Origin of the sequence: Streptomyces sp. NBC_01426, assembly GCF_036231985.1 — a bacterium.
GTDB lineage: Bacteria > Actinomycetota > Actinomycetes > Streptomycetales > Streptomycetaceae > Streptomyces.
On sequence record NZ_CP109500.1, the window covers coordinates 780,065 to 799,035 of the forward strand.

Annotated in this window: 15 protein-coding genes; 1 reads left to right on the forward strand and 14 read right to left on the reverse strand. The window is 74.0% G+C overall.

Features of this window, described 5'->3' with window-relative positions:
• Positions 1-132: 132 nt before the first annotated feature.
• From OG906_RS03795 to OG906_RS03840, 10 genes are all read right to left on the reverse strand, one after another.
• Positions 133-1,380 (reverse strand): cytochrome P450, encoded by a 1,248-nt coding sequence (locus OG906_RS03795; RefSeq protein WP_329439953.1) that lies wholly within the window; start codon positions 1,378-1,380, stop codon positions 133-135.
• 24 nt (positions 1,381-1,404) lie between these two features.
• Positions 1,405-2,796 (reverse strand): NAD(P)/FAD-dependent oxidoreductase, encoded by a 1,392-nt coding sequence (locus OG906_RS03800; protein WP_329439954.1) that lies wholly within the window; start codon positions 2,794-2,796, stop codon positions 1,405-1,407.
• A complete protein-coding gene (locus OG906_RS03805; protein WP_329447919.1) occupies positions 2,789-3,031 on the reverse strand; it encodes a ferredoxin in 243 nt (80 codons plus the stop codon). The genes OG906_RS03800 and OG906_RS03805 overlap by 8 nt, the downstream gene beginning before the upstream one ends.
• A 106-nt stretch (positions 3,032-3,137) precedes the next feature.
• Positions 3,138-3,770 (reverse strand): hypothetical protein, encoded by a 633-nt coding sequence (locus OG906_RS03810; RefSeq protein WP_267795906.1) that lies wholly within the window; start codon positions 3,768-3,770, stop codon positions 3,138-3,140.
• Between the two features lie 141 nt (positions 3,771-3,911).
• Entirely contained in the window at positions 3,912-4,994 is a 1,083-nt protein-coding gene (locus OG906_RS03815; protein ID WP_329439956.1) for a polyprenyl synthetase family protein, read from the reverse strand.
• Between the two features lie 137 nt (positions 4,995-5,131).
• Entirely contained in the window at positions 5,132-5,950 is an 819-nt protein-coding gene (locus tag OG906_RS03820; RefSeq protein ID WP_329439958.1) for an anti-sigma factor, read from the reverse strand.
• Positions 5,947-6,555: an ECF RNA polymerase sigma factor SigK gene (gene sigK, locus OG906_RS03825; protein WP_329439960.1), complete on the reverse strand. Its 609-nt coding sequence runs from the start codon at positions 6,553-6,555 to the stop codon at positions 5,947-5,949. Before sigK ends, OG906_RS03820 begins: the two co-directional genes overlap by 4 nt.
• Positions 6,556-6,698: 143 nt before the next feature.
• Positions 6,699-7,178, reverse strand: coding sequence for a hypothetical protein (locus OG906_RS03830; protein WP_329439963.1), 480 nt, complete (start codon positions 7,176-7,178; stop codon positions 6,699-6,701).
• A 97-nt stretch (positions 7,179-7,275) separates the two neighbouring features.
• Positions 7,276-9,123, reverse strand: a complete 1,848-nt coding sequence (locus OG906_RS03835) for a VanW family protein (RefSeq protein ID WP_329439965.1) — start codon at positions 9,121-9,123, stop codon at positions 7,276-7,278.
• A gap of 268 nt (positions 9,124-9,391) precedes the next feature.
• On the reverse strand, positions 9,392-10,999 hold the full coding sequence (locus OG906_RS03840; RefSeq protein ID WP_329439967.1) for a phospholipase D-like domain-containing protein: 1,608 nt from the start codon (positions 10,997-10,999) through the stop codon (positions 9,392-9,394).
• A gap of 379 nt (positions 11,000-11,378) precedes the next feature.
• Between OG906_RS03840 and OG906_RS03845 the strand changes: the two genes are divergently transcribed.
• Positions 11,379-11,579, forward strand: a complete 201-nt coding sequence (locus OG906_RS03845) for a hypothetical protein (protein WP_329439969.1) — start codon at positions 11,379-11,381, stop codon at positions 11,577-11,579.
• Positions 11,580-11,801: 222 nt separating this feature from the next.
• Here the strand turns inward: OG906_RS03845 and OG906_RS03850 are convergent, their stop codons facing one another.
• Genes OG906_RS03850 through OG906_RS03865 form a run of 4 tightly spaced genes read right to left on the reverse strand, consistent with a single transcriptional unit; the run spans position 11,802 to position 18,968 of the window.
• Positions 11,802-12,509 (reverse strand): formyltransferase family protein, encoded by a 708-nt coding sequence (locus tag OG906_RS03850; protein ID WP_329439971.1) that lies wholly within the window; start codon positions 12,507-12,509, stop codon positions 11,802-11,804.
• Positions 12,506-15,667 (reverse strand): non-ribosomal peptide synthetase, encoded by a 3,162-nt coding sequence (locus OG906_RS03855; protein ID WP_329439972.1) that lies wholly within the window; start codon positions 15,665-15,667, stop codon positions 12,506-12,508. The genes OG906_RS03850 and OG906_RS03855 overlap by 4 nt, the downstream gene beginning before the upstream one ends.
• On the reverse strand, positions 15,664-16,935 hold the full coding sequence (locus OG906_RS03860) for an NAD-dependent epimerase/dehydratase family protein (RefSeq protein ID WP_329439974.1): 1,272 nt from the start codon (positions 16,933-16,935) through the stop codon (positions 15,664-15,666). The genes OG906_RS03855 and OG906_RS03860 overlap by 4 nt, the downstream gene beginning before the upstream one ends.
• A complete protein-coding gene (locus tag OG906_RS03865; protein ID WP_329439976.1) occupies positions 16,932-18,968 on the reverse strand; it encodes a fatty acid CoA ligase family protein in 2,037 nt (678 codons plus the stop codon). Before OG906_RS03865 ends, OG906_RS03860 begins: the two co-directional genes overlap by 4 nt.
• Positions 18,969-18,971: the final 3 nt, after the last annotated feature.

Below are 18,971 nucleotides of genomic sequence, written 5' to 3' on the forward strand. Positions count from 1 at the left end.
GTCCGGCGGGAGCCACCGGTGGTCCCGGCGGCTCTCCTCGGTCCGGGCTCCCGCTCCCGCGCTCGCCCGGGCATGCCGAGAGCGCCGGTGACCTGGGCGGACCGGCGCGGTCGACGGACGGGTGGGGCGCCGTCAGGGGCGGATCCCGTCGCAGGTGATCTCCAGGTGGCGCGGGCCGCGCAGTACCGCGTTCTGGCGGTAGGGCGGCGGGTCCTCGACGAGTCCAGGGTTGTCCAGGCGGCGGGCCAGCTCGCTGAGCGCGAGTTGCGCCTCCAGCCGTGCCAGCGGGGCGCCGAAGCAGCTGTGGATGCCGCTGCCGAGTCCCAGGTGTTGGATGTCCTTGCGGTACGGGTCGAACCGGTCCGGGTTCTCGAAGCGGTCCGGGTCCCGGTTGCCCGAGGCCAGCACCAGCCACATCGAGGAGCCCTTGGGGATGGTGACCCCGCGGACCTCGATGTCGACGAGCGGGGTGCGCTGCGGCAGGAGCTGCACCGGCGGCTCGAAGCGCAGCAGTTCCTCCACCAGCGGCACGACGAGCTCCGGGTTCTCGCGCAGGTCCGCCAGGACGTCCGGGTGCCGCAGCAGCGTGAGCATGCCGTTGGTGATGAGGTTGACGGTGGTCTCGTGGCCGGCGATCAGCAGCAGGGCGGAGGTGCTGAGCAGCTCCATCGTGCTCATCGTGTCGTCCTGGCCGTGTCCGGCGGCCAGTTCGGACAGCATGTCGTCCTGGGGGTTCTTGCGCCGCTCCTCGATCAACCCGGCCAGGTACATGCCCAGTTCCATGCGGGCGTCGTGGGTGACGCGGAGCCGCTCGGCCGGGTCGGCGTCGGGGTCGGGGTCCAGGCCCGCGGCGATGGTGTCGGCCCAGCTGTGGAAGCGGGGCTCGTCCTCGCGCGGCACGCCCAGCAGCCGGCAGATCATGGTGACGGGGAACGGGTAGGCGAACTGGTCCACGAGGTCGATGCGGCCGGGGTCGCCGAGGTTGTCGATGAGTCCGCTGACGATGCCGTGGAGGTCGTCGCGCATGCCTTCGATGCGGTGGGGGGAGTGCGGCGGCCCGAAGGGGCGGTTGGTCATCCGTCGCAGTCGGTCGTGCTCCGGGGGGTCGAGCTTCAGGAAGCTCGGCGGCAGCGCCGCCTCCTCGCCGCCGCCGCCGCCCTCGCCGCCGGCCAACGGGTCGCCGGCCGTCGCGGTCAGGTTGTGGGCGTCGGAGCTGAGCCGCGGGTCGTGCAGCAGGCTCTGGATGTCGTGGTAGGTGCTGATGACGTAGGGCCCGGTGCCGTCGTGGAAGACGGGGGTCTTGCGCAGCTCCTCGTACAGGGGATACGGGTTCGAGCGGTTCGAGTAGTCCAGGATCTGCTTCAGGATGCCTTCGGCCATGTCGGTCCTCCGGGGGCGTGCGGGTCAGTGCCCGGCGGGGGTGAAGGTCATCCGGCGGTCGGCCGGCGAGTACCCGCTGAGGGTGATGGTGGGGCCGTGCGTGGGCACGGAGGGGTCGGGGAAGTCGGCGGGGATCGGGCGCTGCCCGTCGGAGCGTCGGTCGACCGTGGGGAACGGCGGCGGGAACGGCGCGGTGGCCTCGATCTGCTGCTCGTAGAACTGCAGCCAGCGGCAGTTGTCGAAGGTGACGGCGCCGATGACGCGTCCCTGATAGCCGTAGACGCCGGTGAAGCGGCGCTCGGCGCGCGAACCCTGGGTGATCATGATCTCGGTGCCCATGGAGGGCACGCCGACCGACTTGATGTTCACCCCGAACTGCGAGGACCAGAAGGCCGGCACCCAGATGTGGGGGCGCCGGTCGCTGCTCTCGCTGAGCATGTTGTGCGCGGCCGTCTCGGCCTGGGCGACGGCGTTGCCCCAGTGCTCCAGCGACAGGAACTGGTAGCCGAACAGCGGGTGCGGGGAGCGGGCCACGTCACCCGCGACGAAGACGTCGTCGGTGACGATGCCCCGGACGTCGAAGGCCCGGCAGCCGGCGTCGCAGGCGATGCCGCGCGGGCCCGCTCCGAGGCCGGAGCCGGCCAGCCACTCCGTGTTGCGCTGGGCTCCGAGGGAGACGACGACGACGTCGCACTCCAGGGTGGTGCCGTCCGAGAAGTGGGCGGCGCGGACCCGCCCGGTCGTGTCGCCCTCCAGGCGGGTGACCATGACGCCGGTGCGCAGGTCGACGCCGTTCTCCCGGTGCATTTCGGCGGCGACGGCGCCGATCACCCCGCCGAGCGCGCCGACGAGGGGGGCGTCGCCGCGTTCGGCGACGGTGACCTCCAGGCCGCGCTCGCGGCAGGCCGAGGCGATCTCGGAGCCGGTGAACCCGGCGCCGATGACCAGGACCCGCCGGGGGCCCGCGTCGAGGTGCCGGGCCAGCCCCACCCCGTCGTCGCGGGTACGGAGCACGAAGACCCCGTCGAGTTCGCCCTCGGCCTCGTTCGGCCAGGGTCGGGCGCGGACGCCGGTGGCGATCATCAGCCGGTCGTAGGGCACCTCGTCGCCGTCGGCGAGTTTGACGCGCCGGGTCGCCATGTCGAGGCCACTGGCCGGGACGCCGAGCCGCCACTCGGCGTCGATCTCGCGGCGGCGGGGCAGCGCGGTGTGGTCGGCGGTGGCCTTGCCGAGCAGGACCTGCTTGGACAGGGGCGGCCGGTCGTACGGCTCGTACGGCTCGTCGCCGATCATGGTGAGCGTGCCCTCGAAGCCCTTGTCCCGGAGCGTTTCGGCGGCGCGCAGGCCGGCCAGGGACGCGCCGACGACGACGATCCGTCCCTCGCGCTTGAGGCGGTCCAGGGACCCGTCAGGCATGGGGGGCCTCCGCGCTCGCGGCGGTCCGGCCGGCGGCGGCCATGTCCATCTCGTCCACGAGGATCGCCTGCACGGGGCAGGCGGCGACGGCCTGGGCCACGCGCTCGCGCTGTGCGGACTCGGCTTCCGGGTCGTAGAGCAGTCCTTCGTCCCCGTGCATCGCGAAGACGTCGGGCGCGAGGAATGCGCACTGGGCGTACCCCTGGCACCGGTTCAGGTCGACGACAAGCCTCAACAAGGTGCGGTCCTTTCGGTGACCCCCGCGGCTACCGGATCCAGCGTGCGCGGCGGCGCCGGCGACGGCGCGCCCGGAAAGCCATTGGGGTGACGGGCTGGATGCCTCACGCGGGACGGCGGCCCACCCGCAGGATGTACACGCTGACGAGCAGGGACCAGGCCGGGAAGACCATCTCGAACCACGGCAGGGTGGAGCCGAACACCAGCAGGACCAGACCGACGGCGTAGCCGAGGAGGGTCAACGGGCGCGGGAACACCCCGAGCTTGCGCCCCATGGTCGAGGTGGCGAAGACGAAGACGGCGGCCATCCGCATCGCGTACGTCGTGAGCAGGGTGTACGCGAAGTGCCGGCCGAAGTCCTGGGGCTGGGTGGTTTCCAGGACCGTCCCGGCGGCCGCGGCGGCCCCGAACAGCGAGGCGACGAAGACCAGGCCGCTGCCCAGGAAGGCGGTGGCGACGAACCGGTCCTCGGAATCGCCGGTGTGCGCGCGCAGGGCGCCCATGAACCAGAGGAAGGCGATACCGGCGAACGGCACGAGTTCCACGGCGGTGGTGACGGCACTCCGTTGGCCCGAGGTGATGGCGATGTCGTCGCCGCCCGCCCCGGCGGGCAGACCGGTCCGGGCGAGCACGATCGCCGTGGCCAGCAGCAGGGCGAAGACGATCCCCGCGACGCCCGCGGCGCGCGGGGTGCTCAGGCTCTGTGCCGGGATCGTGCCCGGTGGTCCCTGTCTCATGGCTCCAGCAAGCCGGGCCCGGGCCCGGTGTGCCAGCGGGGCCGGGCGGTCGGGTGACGGGAGGGACGCGCCGGGGCGGTCGGGCGGGCCGGTCGGATGGACGAACGGCGAGGTGTGCCGGTGGGGTGTGCCGTGGGTGGGTCAGCCCGTCCGGTCCATGCTCCACATCGGCAGGGTGCGGAAGAAGGCGACGGCTTCCGGTCGCCAGTACTCGTCCCAGGAGGCGGCCTCGGCCGCGGCGGCCCGCGCGTGGGAGCGCATGGCGTCGCGCAGTTGCCGGTCGGCGCCGTTGCGGCGGGCGATGTCCCGGATCCGGGCGATGGTGGCGTCGGTGCAGTGCGGGTCGCCGAGCGCGGCTTCGACGAGGGCCGCCTCGGACCCGGTCGCGCGGGCCAGTACCGCGGCGACCGCGTAGGTGCGTCGGCCGGAGCGGATGTCGGCCCCCGTCGACTTGCCGACGCCCGCGTCCTCGCCGAACAGGTCGCGGTGGTCGTCGCGCATCTGCTCACCGATCCCCACCAGGCGTGCGTACCGGTGCAGCCGTTCGTGGTGCGGCGCCGGATCCTCGCCCGCGGCCAGCAGCCCCATGGTCAGCGGCGCCAGGAGGGAGTAGCGGGCGCTCTTGAAGTCAGTGACGGTGTGCAGGAACTCCTCGTCGGGCCGGGCGTGGGTGTCCCGCTCCAGGTCCACGATCTGTCCGACGACGGTCTCGGCTGCGGTCCGCAGGTGTACGCCCAGGAGGCTCTGGCGGAGTTCGGCGGGGACGTCGGCCTCCAGCAGGACCTGCAGGGAGAGGAACGCGGCGAGGTCCCCGGCGAGCACGGCCAGGCCGAGGGCGGTGGGGGCGTGGTCGGGGAACTCGTCGCGGTAGGCCTGGTGGGTGGAGGGCCCGCCGCGGCGCAGGGGCGCCTCGTCGATGATGTCGTCGTGGACGAGTCCGTGGGTCTGCAACAGTTCGATGCTCAGCGCGGCCTCCGTCAGGCCCGGCACCTCGTCGGTGGTGACCAGCCGGGCCGCCTCGTGGAGGAGGACGACGCGCAGGCGCTTGCCGCCGCGCAGGGACAGGTCCCGCAGGAGTTCCAGGCAGCGGGGGGTGAACCGGCTCATCGGCGGGGTGTCGAGCCGTTCGCCGAGGGTGTCGAAGTACCGCGCGAAGTGCGCGTCGAACCGGCTGCGGTGTCCGGATATCCGTTCCAGGGTGGTGGCGGTGGCCGTGGCGTCCATGAAGATCAGTATCGGGTGTGCGCGGACGGCCCGGGCGGCCGGCGGCGATCGGCGCCGAGGCACCTCGGGCCCGTCAGGCCGCTGTCGCCTCCCTCGCGCCTCTCCGGACCTCGTGCGTCTCTTGCCCCTCCGGCCCCTCAGGCCGGGATGTCGATCACACCGACCGGTGCGGTGGTCGGGCTGACGGAACCGGCGGCCGATTCGACCGTGACGCCGACGGAGGTCGCCTGGTCGACGGGCCCGTCGAGGAGTTTGACGTGCCAGTTGCCGCCGCCCCGCAGGGTGCCGGCCGCGCGGGTGGTGCCCGCGTCGTCGTACCAGAGCTTGTACACCTGGCCATCGGGGAGTTTGGGCAGCCCCGAGGCGATGAAGGCGGCCTTGCTCTCGCTGCGGGAGACGATCACACAACCGGTGGCGCCGTCCTCGAACCGCGCGGCGCTGACCTTCGCGTCGGGGGCCGCGAGCACTTCGGCGAGTTCCTCGACGGGGCCGGTGCGACGGGTGGACTCGATGAGGCTGCCGCGCGCCTGCACGGCCTCTTGGTGCTGCCACAGGGCGATGCCCCCGAAGCCGAGCGCCGCGGCCAGACACGCCGCGAGGACCCAGCGCCCGCGCCACCCCGGGCGGCCCGGGCGGGCTCCCGCGCGGCTCCCGGGCCGGGCCGCGCCCGGGGCGTGCGCGGCGGCCGGTGCCGGGTACGGCACGACGACCGGCGGCAGGCCCGGCTCCTGGGGGGTGTCCGCGATCCGTTCCAGGACCGTGCGGCGCAGCTCGGCGGGGGGCGACATCGGAGGCGTGCCGCTCAGGTCGGCGACGACGGGGGTCAGCGCGGCGGCTTCGCGGCGGCAGGACACGCAGCCCGCCAGGTGTCGCGCGAAGGCGGCTTCCTCGTCGGGCGGCACGGCGTGCAGGAGGTACGCGCCGAGGGCGGCGTGGGGGTCGGGCGCGATGCTCATCGGGATGCCTCCAGACAGTCGCGCAGCCGGTGCAGTCCGTCGCGGAGCCTCGACTTGACCGTGCCTTCGGGCGACTCCAGCGAGCGGGCCACCTCCCGGTAGGTCATCCCCTCGTAGAAGGCCATCCGTACCGCCTCCCGCTGGGGGGCGGTCAGGCCGTCCAGGCAGCGTCGCACCTGCCGGTACTCCTCCCTGCCCTCGACCTCGTCCGCCACCTCGTCGAAGGCGGGCATCCGATCGAGGAGCGCCGCCTTCTCCTCGCGCGCGCCGCGTGCCTGCGCGGACCGTACGCGGTCCACGGCCCGGCGGTGGGCCAACACCATCACCCAGGCCTTCGCGGTGCCGAGTTCCGGGCGGAACCGGCCGGCGGTGCGCCACACCTCGATCATCACCTCCTGCGTCACCTCCGCCGCCTGGTCCTCGTCCCGCAGGACCCGGCAGACCAGCCCCATCACGGGGCCGCACACGGCGTCGTAGAGGGGGGCGAAGGCCTCTCCGTCGCCTTGGGCCACCCGGAGGAGCAGCTCGTCCGGCCCGTCGGCCGGGCCGTCGCTCACGTCGTCCGGGCTGTGCGCCCTTTCGGTCCTGTCCGTCCTGTCCGCCATCAGAAGTCCCGTGCTCCTTCCGGTGCACCGGCTTCCGATCCCATCACCGTTGAGGACCGGGCGCATCCGGAGGGCCGGGGAAAAGAGCGACGAGGGCCCGCGGTGCGGGCCCTCGTCAACCATCCGTCGTGCGGGAGAAGCAACTACCAGCGGTGCTTGTACGAGCAGTCCCAGTGCCCCTTGACCCAGTCCTTGTCCCAGTGGCCGGGGACGTACTCCCACTTCCAGTGGCCCTGGCCACCACGCCGGGAGTCATCGTGGCCCTGACCTTGACCTTGACCATGGCCCTCGCCCTGGCCTTGACCCTGGTCCCGGTCGCGGTCCCACTTGCCGTTGCCGTTCCCGTTGCCGTTGTCGTGTCCGTTGCCGTTCCCGTTGTCGTGCTTCCAGTGGTCCTTGACCCAGCGCTTCTCCCAGTGGCCCTTGACCCACCGCTTCTCCCAGTGGGCCTTCTTCCAGACGCACTGGTTGCCGCGGTCCCCGGTGACGGAGGCCGCGACGGTCTGTGTCGCGGCCGGCGCGGCCATCGCGGGCGCCGCTGCTCCGAGCGCCGCACCGCCGACGAGTACGCCGGTCGAGGCCACGGCCACCGCCATGTGTCTGACACGGATGGGAACGGACATGGATCCCACCTCCTCGCCCTCACCCGAGTGAGAGCAGTGAGTGATGTGACACAAGTAATTCGATGCAGCCGGTGGGTCTGGATGGGATGAGTTCGCGTCAGGTTCCGCGCGGCCCGTTCGTGGCGGAGGACGCGCCCGCCTGCGCGGTGGCCGGAGCCGCCGGGGCGGACGAGCCCGTCGGTGTCGTCGGCGCGGTCGGCGCACCCGAGGGGGCGGGGCTCTGCGGGGTGCAGGTGACCTCGTCGCGCGGGGTGTAGTGCGTCTTGTACGTCTCCCGCTTGGCCTCCTGGCCGCCCTGTACGAAGACGCGGTCGACGGCGACGTCGAAGCCCTCCAGCGGGGTCTGCACCTCACAGGTGGAGCCGGAGCCGGTGCGTTTGCCCGGGGGCGTGATCGCGGTGCGCGGGCCCTGGGTCGCGCGTATCTCGTCGTACTTCTTCGTGCCGAGGAAGCTGATGGTCAGGGAGGTGTCGGTGGACCGGGCCTGGATGTAGATCGCGTGGCCGGAGTCGTTCTTCCAGCGCAGGTCCAGCGTGCCCCAGGCGACGGTGGCCTCGCGGCCCTCGGGGTAGCGCTCGATGTAGAACGAGTGGGCGCCGTGCTCCAGCGGCTTCACGCCGGCGAAGAACAGGGCGTTGTACATGGTCGTGGCGACGGCCGAGACGCCACCGCCGGGCGACTTCACGTACTGGCCGTCATTGATCATGATCCCGTCGACGAACCCGTTCTCCTTGGTGCGTTCGCCGACCGTCTTGTTGAAGCTCCAGGTCTCGCCGGGCATGACGACGGAGCCGTTGATCAGCTGCACGGCCCGGCCGATGTTCGTGGTGCGGTAGGGCGCGGCGGGGAAGTTGACCGTGAAGGACGACATCTTCTCCTTGATCCCCAGGCGCTGCGCGTCCTCCGCCGTCAGGGCCGGGTGGATCGGGGTCCCGCTGAGTTCGGCGGTACGGGCGGCGGCGCCGGTGCGGGTCAGCAGCGGTTCGACGGCCGCGCCGAGGGCCTTGTCCGTGACCTTGGTCCCGCTGCGTCCGTCGGACGCGAGGACCGCCCGGTCGGCGGAGTCGAGCCGGAAGGTGGCGTTGCGCGGCTCGGGAGTGACGGCGTCCACCTGGCGGGCGACCGCAGGGTCGGCCAGCAGGGACTTGGAGTCGAGCCGGGGCTTGAGGCGGCCCTGGCCGTCGGCCGCGACGTCGAGGTGGCTGCCGAGCACGGCCGGGGATATGGATATCGGCTTGCCGGCGAGGTTGAGGGTGACCGGACCGGACATCGCGGGCGCGGCGAACTCCCGCAGCGCGCGATCGGTCTCCTGGCGCCCTATGGCCGGGTCCGTCCGGTCGACGGGGAGGACGACGGGACCGGCCTGCGGTCCCAGGTAGGCGGCGCGCACGGTCTGCGGCACGCCCTCGGTGCGCAGGGCGACGCCGGTGACGGGCTGGGTGACCCGGGGCTTGCCGTCGCTGAAGGCGATGTCGCCGTCGCGGGCCTTGCGGTCGCCGGCGGCGAGCCGGTCGACCGCGGCGGCGCTCTTGGCGTCGTCCATGCGGGTCACGGGCTCGACGGCGCGCTCGCGGGTCGGGGCGAAGAGTCGCCCGATGACCGTGAACGGATTGGATCCGGTGTGGGCGGCCTGGTCGACGGTGGCCCCGGTGTCGAGGGACAGACCGAAGGAGGCGGGGGCGATCCGCTCCGTCCGGTCGCCGATCCGCAGCTCCAGGGGGGCGCTCGCGGCCGGGCCGAGCGTGCGGCCCAGGGCTGCCGTGGCCTCCGTGCGGCTCATTCCGCCGATGTCGACACCCTGGACGTGTGTGCCGTCGGCGACGGAGTCGCCGGTCACGACCAGGGCGGTGGCGTAGAGGCCGCCGAAACCGAGTACGGCGGCCCCGCCCGCCAAGGTCAGGGCGATCCGCAGGTTGCGGGGCGTCCGGCGGTTGTCACGTCGCATGTCTCTCCCGGTGGCCGTGGTTCTGGTACGCGGTGGTCCTGGTACGTCGATGGGGCGCCTGGCACCCACCCGAGAACCTGAAACGCGCCAGAACAGTGACCAGCATGAAGGAGATACCTGCCAAATCGGGCAAAATGTGCCCGTTCTCACGCTGCCCGGGTCGCCTGCTCCGGGGCACGTGGCGGACCTGCGCGGAACGACGTGTACGGCCGCCCGCGCGCGGTGCGCGGGCGGCCGTACACGGAGCCGAATCGGTCGGAAGCACTGGTCAGGACGGGCAGACGCCCTGCTCGTAGTCGACGGTGGCGGTAGCCCGCGAGTACTGCCACTGCGGGCTCAGAAGCTGCTCGGTGAGCTGCCGGGCGGCCGCGGGGCTCTCGACGACGTACCCGAAGTCCTGGAGCCACGCCGGGTAGAGGTTCTTCGAGCCGATGTGGAAGGCGGCGTCGTCCACGGAGATCAGCTTGTGGTGCTGCGCGTAGGGCCGGCCGTCCGCCCAGGTCGCGCCGGGGGCGGCGCGGAAGGTGGCGAGCTGGAGGTTCGAGCACATCGTCGTGCGGGCGGCGGCACGGTCCCCGGTGACCAGCGCGAGCCGGTCACGGAGCGTGTCGCTGATCTCGGAGAGGGACTTGATCTGCGAGTAGCCGCCGCTGCCCACGGCGCCCCGGTTCGCGGGGTCGCTGACCACGATGCGCACCTTGACCCCGGCGGCCAGTTTGGCGGCGAGGGCGTCGTAGACGCGGATGTCGTAGCGGGGCAGGGGCGGGCAGGTCGCGTTCAGGTCCTGCTGGGAGATCTCGATGTGTCGGTTGGCGCCGGAGATCAGCGCGCGCAGGGCGCTCTCCTCCGGGTTGACCGTGTCGTAGTCGCGGTCGGCGTTGGTGTTGTCGTGGAGTCCGACGACGCACTTGGTGTCGGGGGCGGTCGGCAACTGGGGCCGGAACGTCGAGGTGGGGTCGTTGCGCATGATGCCGACGCCGAGCCCGCCGACGGCGAGGGCCGGGACGTCGCCCTGGGGCGCGGGCGCCGCGGCGGGCTTCGGCAGCGAGGGCAGACAGGCGGCGCCGTTGGAGGAGGCGAACCAGACGCTGGAGATGTTGCCCTTGTTCTGGCAGGTCCAGGACCACAGCTCGTCCAGGTAGCGCCCCGCGGAGGCGGCGGCCGGCCCCTTCAGGGCGAGGTCGACGTCGGCCACCGGGTGCGTGGTCTCCAGGTAGTCGTCCTTCCAGCTGTTGATCCCACCCGTGATCACCGACTGGCCGTCGACCAGGAGGATCTTGGAGTGGTTCCAGGAGAAGGCGGTCTTGGAGGTCGTCATGGAAGCGACGTTGAGGTCGACGTTCCGCGCGTCCTCGCCGAGTCGGGCGACGAGTTCGTCCCGGTACTTCGACGGCACCACGTTGAGGTGGTAGATCGGGGCGGCGCCGACGAGGATGCGCACCTTGAGCTTGTTGCCCCGCGCGGCCGAGGCCTTCAGACCGGAGACGAGGGCGTCCTGGAAGGCTCCGTTGGGGAACGGGGCCAGGGTCGATATGTCGATGGTCTGCTTCGCCTGGGCGACGTTCTCGGTCATCTTCGCGAGCAGGCGTTCGGTACCGGGTCGCCGCGCGCACCCGGCGTCACCCCAGCAGCCGGGGGTCTGGAGCAGCCAGTCGCCCCCGCCGGGCGTCGAGGCGTCGAAGGCGTTGCCGTCGGTGCGTTCCCACACGCGTCCTTCCAGGCCGGGTGAGACCCGCCGGAGTTCCTGCTCGATCGCGTCGAGGTGCGGTGTGGTGGCGGCTGCGGCCGGTGCGGCGGGCAGGAGCACGAGGAGCGCGGCCGCGACGGCGGCCCGGGGAGCGAGGCGGGCGGACCGCGGAGGCGTGGGGCGGAGCAATGTGGGTTCCTTGCGAGAGGGGTGGCCGTCGCCGCGCCCGACCACGACGGGTCCCGACGGGGCGACTGGCAAGATCAACTCGCGGACGCTATCAGTCCGATAGGCACCGCAATGGGCACCGGATATCGGATTCAGCCACGGGCTCCCTGCCGTATTTCTGGCGCTGTGCACGCGTTTTGCCGGACCACTCCGCCCTTGTCCGCACCGGCGCCTCCCGGCGCCCCGGGGCGCCGCCGCCGTACGGGGAGGGAAACCTTGTCCGCATTCCGCCTGCGCGGCGGCGGGTTCGGCGCGCGCGGGCCGGCCCCTGCACGGAACGCGCGGCGGGCCCGGCGGGAGTGCGAACGTGTCCCGGCGGACCGGCCCTCGTTGGCCCGGCATGACCTTCGCCGGCCGCATGGCCCTCACCGCCGCCCTGTCCGTCGCCGCCCTCGGCCTCGGGATGGGCGGCGCCCACGCCGACACCCCACCCGCACCCCTCACTCCGCCCACCGCCCTGGACCCGCTGCTGACCAGCGGTGACCTGGGCCAGACCGCCAACGAGCTGGGCGGACAGCTCACCGAGAGCCTCAACGACTGACCCGAACGACCGACCCCGGTCCTGCCGCGCGGATCCAGTCCTGAGGGGCCTGGGGGTACCGGCGCCCGGATTCCCCCCGGATTCCGCCGCCCGGAGCCCGGAGCCCGCGTCCCGCGACCGCCCGCACCGGCGACCCGCGTTCACCGCGCACCCGCGCACCCCGCGTTCGCGCACCGTACGAACCGCATCGGGGGGCGCGGGTCGTACGGTGCGTGCGGACGACTACGCCGGCGGCGGCGCCGGGTCCCGGCCGTCGCCCCGTACGGCGGCCACGGCGCGGGCCACCTCCGGGGCGTGCACCGTGAACGGCCCCAGGTCCGTGGCCCGGGCGAACGCCGGATGGTCCCGGTGCTCCGACAGCCGGTCCAGTGCGCGCAGGCCGTTGTAGGTCTCCGGTCCGTACGGCCGCACGGTCCCGGCGGGCAGGCCCGATCCGGCGACGACCGCCGCGAGCGTCTCCTCGAAGAGCGCCCGGCAGGCCCGGATCCCCCGCAGCATGACCTGGTGGTGTCGGTCGTCGGGGCCGATCGGGAACCGCCGGTCCGCCAGGACCCGCCCGGTGTCTATGCCCGCGTCGACCTCGTGCAGCGTGGCGCCGTACTCGGTGTCGCCGTGCAGCAGGGCGAAGAGGAGCGCGACCGAGGGCAGACCCCGGTGGCGCGGGAGGAGGCCGTTGTGGATGTTGAGGATCCGCAGGCCCAGGGAGAGGACGGGCGCGCGGAGGATCCGACGGTTGTTCAGGGACCAGACGATGCCGTCCGTGGAGGCTCGGGCAAGGTCCGCGGCCCGTGTGTTGACGTCGGCGGCGAGGTGCGGGGCGCCCGCGGCGTCCCCCGGGTCCTCGCAGCAGACGAGGTCGACGGCGTGGCCCCGCGCGGCGGCGTGGGTGACGGCACGTCGTACCAGGGCTCCGTCACCTATGAAGATCACGCGGGTACCTCTGTCCGGGCGGCTTCCACGTGGGCGCAGACGTGGTCGAGGGTGACGTCTCGCACGAGGGATTCGAGGCGGCTCATGAACCAGCGCCCCTGGGCCTCGGTGAGCAGGTCCGAGGAGACGGCGTCGAGCATCTCGACGAGGGCCAGGGAGTCGCCGCCCAGGAGTTGGAACTCCGCGCCCGCCGTGAGGGCCCCCGCGTCCACCCCGAGGATCGCCGCCCAGTGACGGGCGACCCGGTCCCGGAGCGGGGTCGGTCCCGCCGTCGCGGGATCCGCCTCCGGCCCGCCCGCCGCGAAGGGGTCGGGCAGCGCGTCGAGGTCCGCCTTGCCGCTGACCGTGCGGGGGATGTCGGCGACGGTCGTGATCCGCGCCGGGACCAGGTGGGCGGGCAGCCGCCGGGCCAGCTCCGCGCGCAGCACCGCGGCCAGGTCCGGGTCGTCGACCCACTGTGCCCGCGGGGCGCCGGGGGCGTCCGGGGCCGTGGCGGCCACCGGCTCCTCCGGGGTCGCCGACACCACGTAGGCGCACAGCACCGGCGTGGTCGTGCCGGGGCGGCTGCGCGTGGCCACGACGGCGCGGCTCACCGCGGGGTGCGCCTCCAGCGCGGCGACGATCTCGGCGGGCTCCACCCGATGCCCGGCGATCTTGAGCTGCCCGTCGGCGCGCCCCGCGAACTCGACCGCCCCGCCCGGCAGTCGGCGCCCGAGGTCGCCCGTGCGGTAGGAGCGCACGCCATCGGGGCGGGTGCCGAACGGGGAGGGCGTCCCGTCGGGAGGACCGAGGTAGCCGCGGGCCACCTGGAGGCCGCTGACGACGATCTCACCGGTCCGGCCGTGGTCCTCCTCCCCCGTGCCGATCACCCGGCCGTCCTCGGCCACCAGCTCAACGCGGGCCGTGGGACCGGCGGCGCCGAGGGGGATGGTGGCCGTCGTCTCGCCGCCGTCCACGACGTGCGCGAGGCAGGCCACGGTGGCCTCGGTGGGTCCGTAACCGTTGACGATCCGGCAGTCCGGGCCGAAGGCGGTCCGGGCCGAGCGCACGGCGGCGGGCGTCAGCGGCTCGCCGCCGAGCAGCAGGGTGCGTACGGCTGCCCGGTCCCCGAAGAGCGCGAGGTGCGAGGGGGTGAGCGCGAGGGTGTCGGCGCGGTGGTCGTGCACGAGACGGCGCAGGCTCGCCCGGGAGGGGGCCTCGGGGGCGAGCACGGTGGTCGCGCCGGCGGCCGGCGGCAGGAACAACGCGAAACACGAGATGTCGAAGGCGTAGGAGGAGGCGAAACCGAAGCGGGTGTCCTCGTCGACCCGGCACATGTCGGTCATCCACCGGACGAAGCCCGTCAGGCCGCCGTGCTCGATCCGCACCCCCTTGGGACGCCCGGAGGAACCGGATGTGTGCATGACGTACGCCAGATCCCCGGGCCCGGGGGCCGGGGGCAGCGCCCCGCCGGGCGCGCCGGGGGCGTCGAGGACGTCCTCGGTCAGGATCAGCGGGCACGGTACGGACACCGTCAGCGCGTCGGCGAGGTGGCGCTGGGTCAGGCAGAGCCGGGCGCCGCACTCCTGGAGGACTTCCTTGATCCGCTCACCGGGGTGGGCGGGGTCGAGGGGCACGTAGGCGGCGCCCGCCTTCAGGATGCCCCAGAGGGCGGTGACGCCCGCCGGCGACCGGTCCACGATCAGTCCGACGAGGTCCTCGCGGACGACGCCGCGGTCGGCCAGTTCGCGGGCGACGGCGTCGGAGCGGCGATCGAGTTCCGCGTACGTGACCTCTCCCTCGGGCCCGTCGAGGGCGATCGCGTGGGGTGCCCGGGCGGCCTGCGCGCGGAACAGCTCGACCACGGTGGTCCCCGTGGCCCCGGTGGTGGGCGGGACCGGTCGGGGCGGGAAGGTGGTGGACGGGACGGTCGGGGACGACGGCTCGGGCGCGGGTGCGATACGGGCCAGGGCCCGGTCCAGGAAGCGTTCCGCGCGGGTCGCGAGATCGGGGCCGCCCCGTACCCCCATCGTCAGCTCGGTCCCCGCGGGGGTCTCGGCCGCGACCAACGAGACGGGTACCAGGGGCGCGTGGACGGGCAGGGCATAGACCGTCGTGGCCGTGAAACCCCCTCCGCTGTAGTCCTCCGGGGCCAGTCGGCCCAGGTGGGACACGACGGCCGAGGCGAGGTGGCGGTCGGCGCGGCCGGTGGCGGCCTGGCCTGCGCGCAACAACAGGGCGGAGGCGGCGAGCGGCAGCGGGGCGAGGGCCGACTCGAAGCCGGAGGCCAGTTCACGCCCTTCGGCGAGGGCCCGCAGCAGGGTGAGGTGCGGGCCGGTCCAGTCGTCGCCGGGGCTGAGGTCGAGGAACAGCGGCAGCGTCAGATTGCCGGTGGCCGTGACGCCGGGGCGGTGCCGGCGCAGGTCGACCGGGACCATGACCCGGCCGGTCCGGCCCGAGGCGTCGGTCACGGCCTGGGCGAGGCGGGCCGTGAGGGCCGAGTGGTGACCGGGCAGGGTCCTGCGCAGCCACAGGGTCCGCGGGGGGCCGGCCGCAGCGCGGCCGAGGGGCGACGGGCGGTCGGGCGGCAGCGTGGGACGGCGGTCGCCGGCGCCGAGCCGACGCAGCAGTCCCCGGTCGGTGTCGGGCGCCAGGGCGGGTCGCGCCTGGTCCCCGCGCAGCGCCCGGAAGACCTCGCGCACCCAGATCAGGGCGCCGTGGCCGTCCATCAGGGCGTGCGAGACGCTGAACACCAGCGTGGTGCGGGTGCCCGGCGCCGCGCCCTCGTCCTCGGTGGACGGGGTGGCCCGGCCGGGCACCACCAGCACCTCGCAGCCGGGCGGGTCGGTCCGCCGCGCGGGGCCGTACAACAGGGCGGCCGTGTCCGCCGTCGCGACGTCGAAGGCCGCGGCGGAGCGGGTGTCGGCGTACCGGACGCGGGGCAACGGCCCGTCGGCGTGCCACAGCGGACCCCGCCGGGCCAGCCGCGAGCCGGGGACGGCTTCGGCGGCCCGGGCCAGCGCGGCCCGGAGGCGCTCGGGTGCGGGCACGCCCTCGCCTTCGACGAGGATGCGCAGCGCCATGGCGCCGCGGGCGTGCTCGGCGGCGAGGTAGAGCCGCTCGGTGGGCGAGACCGGCCGCCGGTAGCGGTGACCGGCGGTGGGTCGGGGTTGGTTCATCGCGGGGTGCCTCCTCGCTCGGAACGGGCGGGTGCGGTGCGGGTACCGGCGGGGGCCGGCGGTACGGACGCGGGCCTTCCCGCGGACCCGATCGCCCGCACGGACCCGGGCACGGTGGTGTCGGAACGCCCTGGCGCGGATTCACCGGAGCGCCCGGGCTCGGGGCGAGGCTCGGGTTCGTCGGAACACCCGGGCGCGGGGCGGGATCCGGCTTCGTCGGAACGCCCCGGCGCGGGGCGGGTCCACGCGTCCACTCCGCCGATGTCCTCCACCCACCGCACCAGTTCGCGGACGCCGTCCGCCTGCCCGCGCGGCGCCTCGTGACCGAGGTCGCGTCGGGCCGCACCGGTGTCGTACGTCGTGGATCGGGTGAGCAGGGCCATCATGTAGCGGCTCATCGGCGGTGTGGTCCCCTCGGAACCGGGCCGCAGCCGCCACAGCGTCTCGACGGCGGCGGCGAGCGCGCGGCCGACCGGCAGCGGGATCCGCGGTCCCGGCGGTGCGCAGCCGAGGAGCCGGCCGACCTCGGTGAGGAAGGCCCACAGGTCGGTCCGCTCCCGGTCCGCGACGAAGTACGCCCGGCCGCCCACGCGTCCGGCCGGTGCCGTGGCTGCCCGCAGGCAGGCGTCCACGGCGTTGTCGCTGTGGCACAGCGAGACCAGGACCCGCTTGCCGCCCGACAGGTCGGGCAGCCGGCCCGCGTGCATCGCGCCGATCATGCGGGGCAGGAAGCCGGCATGGTCGCGCGGCCCCCAGATGCCGCGCGGGCGCAGGGCGACGGTGGTGAACCGTTCGGTGTGGGCGGCCAGTACGTCCTGTTCGGCGCGTGCCTTCGTCTCGCAGTACAGGTTGAAGAAGCGGTCCGGGTAGGGGGTGGACTCGTCGATGTCGAGGCGGTCGCCCTCGCGGATCCGCATCAGCGCGCTGGGGCTGGAGACGAAGACGAACCGGCCGGCGCCGGCGGCCCGCGCGGCGTCCATGAGCCGCCGTGTGCCGGCGACGTTCGCCTCGTGGAACTGGGCGCGGCTGCCGTGGTCGACGACCCGGGCGGCGCTGTGCAGCACGGTGTCGCGGTCCGCGGCGGCGGCGCGCAGCGAGTCCTCGTCCGTCAGGTCGCCGACGGCGAGTTCGACACCGGGCAGGGAACCGAGCCGTGCGGTGTCGCTGCCCTCGCGCACCAGGGCGCGTACGTGATGGCCCTCGCGCAGGCAGGCGTCGACGAGGTGGCCGCCGAGGAAGCCGGTGGCCCCGGTGATCAGGATGTTCACAGGGTCCGCCACCAGGTCGCGCCGTAGAGCATGGTGAGGGCGACGGCGGCCGCCCGCCCGTGTCCGGCCGCGCGCGCCCGGGGCAGGGCGAGGGGGATCTGCGCGGCGTGCACGCCGACGCTGAGGACGGCGTCGATCCACCACAGCCAGTGCAGGACGGGGACGTCGGGCGCTGTGTCGGTGGCGGCCAGGACGGCTCCGCCGAGCAGGTAGGCCCAGCCGGCGAGCGGGATCAGCTTCGGGGCGCCTGCGCGGGACCACGGGGGTGCCGGGGGCGCGAGGCGGCGTTCGGCCCACCGGCCGAGTTCCTCGCGGCCGATCTTGGCGTTGTGTCGGATGTCGACGGGGAACCCCGCGTGGCGCAGGAACGGCGCGGACCCGAGCTCCGGGACGTGGTGGGTGGCCGATGCGCGCAGTTCGACGACGAGGTCGCGCCAGGCGTCCGCGTCGAGGGGGGACTCGGTCTCCACGCAGACGACGGGCTGCTGCGCGCCGGGCCGGCCGATGCCGACGAGTGCGCTGCGGCGGACCAGCGGGTGTGCGTTGAAGACTCCCTCGCAGAGCACGGTGTGGAGGTCGTGCCCGGTGGCGCGCACGCGCTGCGCCGCTCGTCCGCAGAACCACAGCCGGCCGCTGCCGTCGAGGTATCCGAGGTCCCCGGTGCGGTGCCAGGCGCGGGGCGCGGCTCCCACCCCGTCGGACGGCTGGAGGCCCGCGCGGGTCGGGTCCTCGGACACCTTCTCGGACACCTTGTGGAGGGCGTCGGCCTGCGGGTCGGCGTGGTAGCGGGGGCTGACGGAGTCCCCGGCCACGAGGATCTCCCCGACGCGCCCCGGCTCCGGGTCCGTGTCCGACCCGGGGGCGAGGGCCGGCATCGGGCCGTCGGTGACGGGCGCGATCCGCAGGAGGGTGCCCGGTACGGGCCGGCCGACGCAGGTTCCGGCGGCCTGCGCGGCCCGGGCGGCCGTTTCGGCGAGGATCTCCTCGGACTCGATCGAGGTGATCGGGAGGGCCTCGGTGGCCCCGTAGGTGACGTGGATCCGGGCCTTCTCGTCCAGGACGTCCCGCAGTACGGCGACGACGGAGGGCGGCACGGGCGCCCCGCCGGACACCACGCAGCGCAGGTCGGGCAGGGGGTGCGGGCGGGTCGTGAGATGGTCCGCGAGGCGTCGCAGCAGGGCGGGCGAGGCGAACATCGTGCTGACGGCGAATCGTTCCAGCGCGTCGACGAGGAGGTCGGGATCGGCGTGCGCGACCTTCGCCGGCGCCAGCGGGGCGAGGACGATCGTGGATCCGTAGACCAGGTCGAGCATGCCGTAGAAGGGCAGGGTGATCAGGGAGACGTCGTCGCGGGTGCGCCCGTGCGCGTCCTCGATGCCCCGGGCGATCGCGAGTGCCATCCGGTGGGTGTACTCGACCCCCTTGGCGGGGCCGGTGCTTCCCGTGGTGAAGCCGATCATCAGCAGGTCGTCCCCGCCGACGGCGGGGGGCGCGGTGCGCGGGCCGGGGTCGGACCGCAGGCGCGCCAGGGTGTGACCGCCCCACAGGCGGTGGCGGCCCAGCGTGACGGGGATCCGCACGGCCTCGAAGGTGCGGCGGCCCAGGACGCGCACCAGGTGGGCGAGCGGCGGGCCGATGAAGGCCTCGGCGCCCACGGCCCGGTAGCAGTGGAGCATGCGGCGCGGGCCCATGCCGGGATCGACGACGACGGGGACGGCGCCGATCCGGAACAGGGCGAAGACCAGGGCGAACAGCTCGGGTCCGGGCGGGGCCATCAGCACCGTCCTGGTGCCCCGGCCTATGCCCGCGTGGGTCAGGCCGTGGGCGAGTCGCTCGACCTCCTGCTGCAACTCGCCGTAGTTCAGGGTGCGGTAGCGGGGGCGGCCGTCGGGTTCGCGGCCCCCGTCGGGGTGGATGACGGCCGGCTTGTGCGGGAAGGCTCGGGCGTTGCCTTCCAGACGGGCGGCCAGGCCCTCGGCTGCGCCGAGGGCCGGCGCCCGGGTGTCGGTGCGTCGTCGGCTCGCGGTGGTCACCGG

What these genes read in the sequence shown, in the direction of transcription:
- OG906_RS03800 (WP_329439954.1), bottom strand. Translation starts at nt 2,796, where the DNA reads ATGCCTGACGGGTCCCTGGACCGCCTCAAGCGCGAGGGACGGATCGTC.
- OG906_RS03820 (WP_329439958.1), bottom strand. Translation starts at nt 5,950, where the DNA reads ATGAGCATCGCGCCCGACCCCCACGCCGCCCTCGGCGCGTACCTCCTG.
- OG906_RS03830 (WP_329439963.1), bottom strand. Translation starts at nt 7,178, where the DNA reads ATGTCCGTTCCCATCCGTGTCAGACACATGGCGGTGGCCGTGGCCTCG.
- OG906_RS03795 (WP_329439953.1), bottom strand. Translation starts at nt 1,380, where the DNA reads ATGGCCGAAGGCATCCTGAAGCAGATCCTGGACTACTCGAACCGCTCG.
- OG906_RS03810 (WP_267795906.1), bottom strand. Translation starts at nt 3,770, where the DNA reads ATGAGACAGGGACCACCGGGCACGATCCCGGCACAGAGCCTGAGCACC.
- OG906_RS03845 (WP_329439969.1), top strand. Translation starts at nt 11,379, where the DNA reads ATGACCTTCGCCGGCCGCATGGCCCTCACCGCCGCCCTGTCCGTCGCC.
- OG906_RS03855 (WP_329439972.1), bottom strand. Translation starts at nt 15,667, where the DNA reads ATGAACCAACCCCGACCCACCGCCGGTCACCGCTACCGGCGGCCGGTC.
- OG906_RS03835 (WP_329439965.1), bottom strand. Translation starts at nt 9,123, where the DNA reads ATGCGACGTGACAACCGCCGGACGCCCCGCAACCTGCGGATCGCCCTG.
- sigK (WP_329439960.1), bottom strand. Translation starts at nt 6,555, where the DNA reads ATGGCGGACAGGACGGACAGGACCGAAAGGGCGCACAGCCCGGACGAC.
- OG906_RS03815 (WP_329439956.1), bottom strand. Translation starts at nt 4,994, where the DNA reads ATGGACGCCACGGCCACCGCCACCACCCTGGAACGGATATCCGGACAC.